This is a genomic window from Photorhabdus africana (assembly GCF_035181445.1).
Classification (GTDB): domain Bacteria; phylum Pseudomonadota; class Gammaproteobacteria; order Enterobacterales; family Enterobacteriaceae; genus Photorhabdus; species Photorhabdus laumondii.
This window is the reverse complement of sequence record NZ_JAXBVE010000185.1, coordinates 1-469: the sequence shown is the minus strand read 5'-3', so window position 1 is coordinate 469 and position 469 is coordinate 1. Positions and strand designations below refer to the sequence as shown.

Annotated in this window: 1 protein-coding gene; it reads left to right on the top strand. The window is 64.6% G+C overall.

Annotated elements, in window-relative coordinates; translation table 11 throughout:
- Positions 1-94 precede the first annotated feature (94 nt).
- The coding region (locus tag SLS51_RS23330; protein ID WP_323840854.1) for a type VI secretion protein IcmF/TssM N-terminal domain-containing protein at positions 95-469 on the top strand (375 nt) is incomplete at its 3' end.

The following is a 469-nucleotide window of genomic DNA, read 5'->3' as shown; positions in this document are numbered from 1 at the left end:
CCGTCAGGACCGTTATCTCCATCACTGGCAAGCGCAACTGCAACGCCATCTGGGGACCCGGGATTATCTCTACCAGCGCCCCTGGTACCTGGTGATGGGTAACACCGGCAGCGGCAAAACCACCCTGATTCAGGCCGGCTGCCGGCTGACTGACATTGCCGCCCCGGACACCCTGAGCGGGGAAGCGGCGCTGCCCCGGCATCTGCGCTGCTGGCTGGGGGAGAAAGCCGTCATCATTGACCCGGACGGCTTCCTTATCGACCCGCTATCGCCGCCGGACACCGGCAAACCCCAGCTGCCCGCCCGCCTGTGGCAGGCGCTGCTCGCCTGGCTGACCGAAAACCGTCAGCGCCAGCCGCTCAACGGCATCATCCTGACGGTGGACATTCACCGCTTACTGACCGACAACAAAGCGCAGCGGGAACGGGATATTGCCGCGCTTCACCTGCGCCTGCAGGATCTGCGATTA